Consider the following 5,238-nt stretch of genomic DNA (forward strand, 5'->3'; position numbering starts at 1 on the left):
CCGGCGTTCAAGGACACCCAAGGCGGGCGAGGCGCTGAGTGTTATGGGCGCATGATCAGTATGCGGGCGCCGGGTTGCATGGCCCGGATGTCGATCGATCGGTACGCCCCAGCGAACGCGTCTATGGGCCGTCGGCGTCGAGGTAGCGCAGCACGGCGAGGACCCCGGCGGTGGTCAGTTGCTGCGGGCTGCAGGTCGAGCTTGGTGAAGATCGAGGTCACGTGCTTTTCGATGCTGCGGAGTGCCAGCCCGAGTTCCTCGGCGATCGCTTGGTTCGAGCGGCCCTCGGCGAGTCGGGCGAGGATGTCTCGCTCGCGCTCGGTCAGACGGGCGATGCCCGCGTCGACGCTGGGTCGTGCGAGCAGCTGGCGGACGACTTCTGGGTCGAGCGCGGTGCCGCCGTCCGCGACGCGACGGGCGGCGTCGATGAACTGGTCGGTGGTGACGATGCGGTCCTTGAGTAGGTAGCCGATCTTCGCAGGCTCCGTGAGGAGCTGGCGTGCGTAGTCGGTTTCGACCCATTGAGAGAACACGAGCACCGCGGTCCCGGGATGCTGACGCCGGATCTCGATGGCGGCGCGCACGCCCTCGTCGGTCTGTGTGGGTGGCATGCGCACGTCGACCACGGCGAGGTCGGGTTCGTGCTCGGCGACACCGGCGAGGAGGTCGTCGGCGTCGTTGACCGCTGCGACGACGTCGATGCCGTGGTCGCGCAACACCAGGACGATGCGATCGCGCAGTAGTGCGTTGTCCTCGGCGACGATCACCCGCATCTGGGTTCCTTGGGCAGGCTGACGGTGACGGTGGTGGGGCCGCGCGGTGGGCTGTCGACGGTGATCGTGCCATCGAGGGCGCGTACGCGGCGGGCGACGCCGGCGAGGCCGGTGCCGTCGAACGAGAGGCCGGCGCCGCCGCGGCCGTCGTCGTGGACGACGAGCGAGATGCGGTCGGCGGTGTCGCTGATCTCGACGCGGGCGTGGTGGGCACTGGCGTGGCGAGCAATGTTGGTGAGCAGCTCGGCCGCGGTGAAGTACAGAGCTGCCGCGTGAGTGTCGGTCGGCCGGCAGCGCAGCTCGTCGTGTAGGTCCACCGGTACGGGGCTGAGGGCGGCAAGCGTTGCGAGCGCGGTGGATAGTCCGTCGTCGAGCGCGGGCGGGTACACACCCCGGATGATCTCGCGGAGTTCTTCGAGCGCGTCGAGCACCTGCTGCCGGGCGGAGGCGACGATCGTCTCGGCCTCGCGGTCCGTGACCCTCGGTTCCAGCCGCGAGAGAGCGACACCGAGTGCGACGAGCCGGGCCTGGGTGCCGTCGTGAAGGTCGCGCTCGATCCGCCGAAGCGTCGTGGTCGCGTCGTCAGCGATGGTGGCGCGGCTCGCCTCCAGAGCCGCGATGCGGGCTCGGGCGGGATTCGGTGTGAGCAGCCGCGCGACGAGCGCGTGGTCGACGGTGACGACGAGGCGCACGAACCAGGGGGCGACGAGGAGCAGGGCAACTCCTTGGAGCGCGAGCGGCCACGTGCCGGCCCAAGCTCGGTCGCCGAACACCCCGAAGGTGCCGCGCGCGGCGAACCACCACACTGGGTACGTCGCCCCGAGCGCTCCGACCACATAGCCGACGAGCGCGCCGTACACGCCGACGGCAGTGAGCGGCAGCTTGAGGCCGCAGTAGAGCAGGCATCGCCACGCATCGCCGTCACGGAGCACCGCGCCAGCGCGGCGCAGCGGACCGCGAGAGGCGAGCGGTCTCGGCGAGGGCCATGTCCACCCGACCGTCGCTCGGCCCGGGCGACGGAAGAGCGTCCCAGATGCCCGTGCGCGCGCGAGCACGCCAGCGAGCAGCGGGAGCCCGACGCCCACGACCGAGAAGAGGCAAGCGGCGAGGCCTACGAGCGCCAACGCGAAGGCGGGGATGGCGGGCGGGAGCGTCGCCGCCAGGTAGGCGGCTTCCCGTCTGGACCGCACGTCGACGGGGGCACCCAGGATGGTTGACGGGACGCTCATGGGCCTGCTGCGACGACTCCGATCGGCGCGGCGCGGGTCATTGCCACGGCGGGCGTCACCATCCCGGTGATGACGACGCATGTTATGAGTGCGACACCCGCGACCGGGACGAGGGGCGGGAAGTACGGCAGCCAGCGCCCGAGCGAGGTGTGCAGTATGGGAGTGAGCGTGATGCCGGCAACCCCGGCGGCGAGCACGACGGCGGTGGCAGTCACGATCATGGCTTCGAGGGCCGTCATCGCGATCAGCGTCCGGCGATCTGCGCCGAGGAGTTGCATCGCGGCGAGGTCGCGATGCCGGTTTACGACGACGGTTATCAGGCAGTTCAGCGCGGCCACGCCCGCGAAGGTCGCGTAGATCGCGGTGCCCGCGTAGTCGGTCCAAACGTCTGCGGCCGTGCCGGTCACGCCTGTGACCCGAGTGGTCGTGGTGTGAACAGCGATCTTCACCGCGGTGAAGGCGGCGGCAAGCACGAGGGGGACGAGCGCGCCTGACAGCGATCGTGTCATCGTTTCGAGGTTGTCGACAGCGAGGCGAGTCACTCCCTCGCCGGCGACACGGCGGACCAGCGCTGTGACCCGGCCGAGCGCGAGGGGTGCGAGCATGCCGATGCCGATGCACTCGGCGAGCATCACGAAGAACGCCGCGTCGTCCGCCTGAGCGGGGTCGATCTGGGAGAGCACGGCCGACAGAACCGCGCCGCCGACGACGAGCGTCGTCCCTGCCACGACACGGCTACGGCCCATGGGCCGGCGTCTCGTCTCGGCCTCGGCCAGCGCGACGCTTGGCGCGATCCGCGCCGTGCGTAGCGCGGCTACGGCGCGCCGACCACCGAGGTCGCCAGCACGATCCCCACTGCGATGGGCAACGCCATGACGTGGGGTGCGAGCCGCGCGGTGGCGGGCAGCACACCGTGGGCGCGCAGCGCGGCGATCCACGCTGCCCCGGCCGGCACCGCGAGCAGCCACCCCGCCAGTGACGCTGGCACGGCAACCACGGCCACCTGCAGCGCGACGGCGCGGCGGACGTGGCCGGGCGAAGCGCCCACCACCCGCACGAGCGCGATGTCCTCGAGCTGTTGCTGGATCGCCAGGTTCATGGTGACACCGACGATGATGATCGACAGATAGATCGCGACGCCGAGGAAGACAGACGTCACGTCGTCCATCTCCGAGGCAACGACGACGGCACGATCAGCCGGCGCCAGCTGTGACGGGCTCAGCGACCAGGCCGTCATCACCATGCCGCTGATCACGCACGCGGCGAGAACCTGCGTACATGCCGGCGCCAGCAGCGACCATCGATGACGCCGAAGCGCCTGCGTCACCAGGCCGGTCCTCATGCGACGTCTCGAAGCTCGGCAGCGATCGTGGCCGCATCCGGCGTCACCCGGTCAGCGACGACGCGCCCGGCACGCAGCAGCACCAGCCGGTCCGACACGCACGCCGCCAAGGGATCGTGGGTCACCATCACCACGGTGACCCCACGGTCGTCGACGGCCGAGCGCAGCAACCCGAGGATGCGATGCCCGGTTGTCGGGTCGAGCGCGCCAGTCGGCTCGTCGGCGAAGACAACCTCCGGGCCGGTGATGAGCGCTCTCGCGACTGCGACGCGCTGGCGCTGCCCGCCCGACAGCTCGCCGACCGGTCGCTGCTCAGTCCCGACCAGCCCGACGTGCCCGAGCGCGTCCGCCACCGTCATCGACAGCGGCGCGCCCAGCCGGTGCGGCAGCAGCACGTTCTGCTCGACCGTCAGCTCGGACAGGAGGTTGTATGACTGGAAGACGAAGCCGATGCGCTCCCGGCGGACGCGGGCCATGGCGCGCTCGCTCATCCGTCCGAGATCCCTCTCGCACAGACGCACCGTCCCGCTGGAAGGACGGTCCAGACCGGCGGCGCAGTGGAGCAGCGTGCTCTTCCCGGAGCCGGTGGCGCCCATGACCGCCACAAACGTCGCAGCCGAGATAGACAGGGTGACCTCAGCGAGCGCCGTGATCGATCCCTCGTCGCTGCGGAACGTCCTCCCGACCCGGTCGAGTTCAACGACATCGCTCACACCTTGAGTGTCCGCGCCCCCGGTTGCTGAGTCGACCGTGCGAGCCGACCACCCCTCGTGCGGACAACCGCACCGTGCTACGAGCGCGACACCGAGTCGGCGATCCGTGCGTAGCGAGCGAGGCACCGAGCCGCGCAACAGAACGACGCCATCGTCGCTACCAACCGCGGTAGGGGACGCCGTCGCAATGGCGTGCCGGACTCATCAGCGATGAGTCCGGACAACTCTTGCCGTCGTACACGGCATGGAACCCGCACCGGAACAAGACGTTCGATTCGGAGACCCAGCAGCGCCGGCGACGCCATGGGCGGACGCCCTTCGCGTCCTCGAGCTGGCCGAGCTGTTCTGGATCTCATCTGTTCGTGATGGTGGGCACCCGCACGTCACCCCGCTGCCAGCGATCTGGTACGAGGACCGGCTCCACTTCTGCACGGGCCAAGACGAGCAGAAGGTGGTGAACATCGCTCGGAATCCGCATGTCGCGCTGACGACCGGATGCAACCACTGGAAGGAGGGCCTCGACCTCGTGGTCGAGGGCACCGCGGTCCGCGTCACTGATGACAGCCGCCTGCGCACCCTCGCGGACCTGTGGCGAAGTAAGTACCAGGGCGACTGGGACTTCACGGTTGAGGATGGGATGTTCCACCATGATGGCGGCGACGCGATCGTCTTCGAGGTCGCTCCGGTGAAGGTGCTCGCATTCGCGAAGGGTGTCTTTGCGCAGACCCGATACCGCTTCGAGTGATCGCCGCGAATCGCCGGCTGTGACGTCTCGAAGCCAACTGCGGCGCGGTTCCGACCTCACCGGCGTGCCTCATTGGTCCGGCCGTGGCGGTCGACGTCCCAGCCCCACACCTGCCGGGGCCGGTATTCGACCCAGTCGGGCCAGGGCTTGCGGGGCCCGCGCTGCGGCCGGGGTGCCGGGGCGGGGAGATCGACGTCGTGACGTGCGAGAACGCGGCGCACGGTGGAGGGCGCCACCAACACCCGCTCGAGGTAGGAACCCCCGATGCGCCAGCTTGCGGTGCGAGCGGTCGATCGGCCCCCACTCCTCGGCCAGCGCCATGATGGCGTCGATCTCCCAGTCCAGCAGCCCGTGGATGGCGTTGCCCCCGGGGCGGCGGTCAGCGAGGTCCTCGCCGCCGTCGCGACGGCACTGCCAGCGCCACACCCGGCGGCGG

At 70.1% G+C, this 5,238-nt stretch carries 6 protein-coding genes; 1 reads left to right on the top strand and 5 read right to left on the bottom strand.

Translation table 11 applies throughout. From position 1 onward, the window contains the following. Positions 1–41: 41 nt before the first annotated feature. The 5 genes from VK923_16035 to VK923_16055 form a co-directional block, all read right to left on the bottom strand. Complete coding sequence (locus VK923_16035; GenBank protein ID HSJ46185.1) at positions 42–773, bottom strand: response regulator transcription factor; 732 nt, start codon at positions 771–773, stop codon at positions 42–44. Next, positions 764–2,002, bottom strand: coding sequence for a sensor domain-containing protein (locus tag VK923_16040; protein HSJ46186.1), 1,239 nt, complete (start codon positions 2,000–2,002; stop codon positions 764–766). Before VK923_16040 ends, VK923_16035 begins: the two co-directional genes overlap by 10 nt. After that, positions 1,999–2,748, bottom strand: a complete 750-nt coding sequence (locus VK923_16045; GenBank protein ID HSJ46187.1) for an FtsX-like permease family protein — start codon at positions 2,746–2,748, stop codon at positions 1,999–2,001. Before VK923_16045 ends, VK923_16040 begins: the two co-directional genes overlap by 4 nt. Positions 2,749–2,816: 68 nt before the next feature. After that, positions 2,817–3,344, bottom strand: coding sequence for an FtsX-like permease family protein (locus VK923_16050; GenBank protein HSJ46188.1), 528 nt, complete (start codon positions 3,342–3,344; stop codon positions 2,817–2,819). After that, positions 3,341–4,057, bottom strand: a complete 717-nt coding sequence (locus VK923_16055) for an ABC transporter ATP-binding protein (GenBank protein HSJ46189.1) — start codon at positions 4,055–4,057, stop codon at positions 3,341–3,343. Before VK923_16055 ends, VK923_16050 begins: the two co-directional genes overlap by 4 nt. A 244-nt stretch (positions 4,058–4,301) precedes the next feature. Here VK923_16055 and VK923_16060 point away from each other — a divergent pair, with 244 nt between their 5' ends. Further along, positions 4,302–4,802, top strand: a complete 501-nt coding sequence (locus VK923_16060; protein HSJ46190.1) for a pyridoxamine 5'-phosphate oxidase family protein — start codon at positions 4,302–4,304, stop codon at positions 4,800–4,802. Positions 4,803–5,238 lie beyond the last annotated feature (436 nt).

The organism is Euzebyales bacterium, assembly GCA_035461305.1.
GTDB lineage: Bacteria > Actinomycetota > Nitriliruptoria > Euzebyales > JAHELV01 > JAHELV01.

Bases quoted from the DNA above. Each gene is read 5' to 3' on its own strand.
- VK923_16060 (HSJ46190.1), top strand. From the start codon at position 4,302: ATGGAACCCGCACCGGAACAAGACGTTCGATTCGGAGACCCAGCAGCG.
- VK923_16040 (HSJ46186.1), bottom strand. From the start codon at position 2,002: ATGAGCGTCCCGTCAACCATCCTGGGTGCCCCCGTCGACGTGCGGTCC.
- VK923_16050 (HSJ46188.1), bottom strand. From the start codon at position 3,344: ATGAGGACCGGCCTGGTGACGCAGGCGCTTCGGCGTCATCGATGGTCG.
- VK923_16045 (HSJ46187.1), bottom strand. From the start codon at position 2,748: ATGGGCCGTAGCCGTGTCGTGGCAGGGACGACGCTCGTCGTCGGCGGC.
- VK923_16035 (HSJ46185.1), bottom strand. From the start codon at position 773: ATGCGGGTGATCGTCGCCGAGGACAACGCACTACTGCGCGATCGCATC.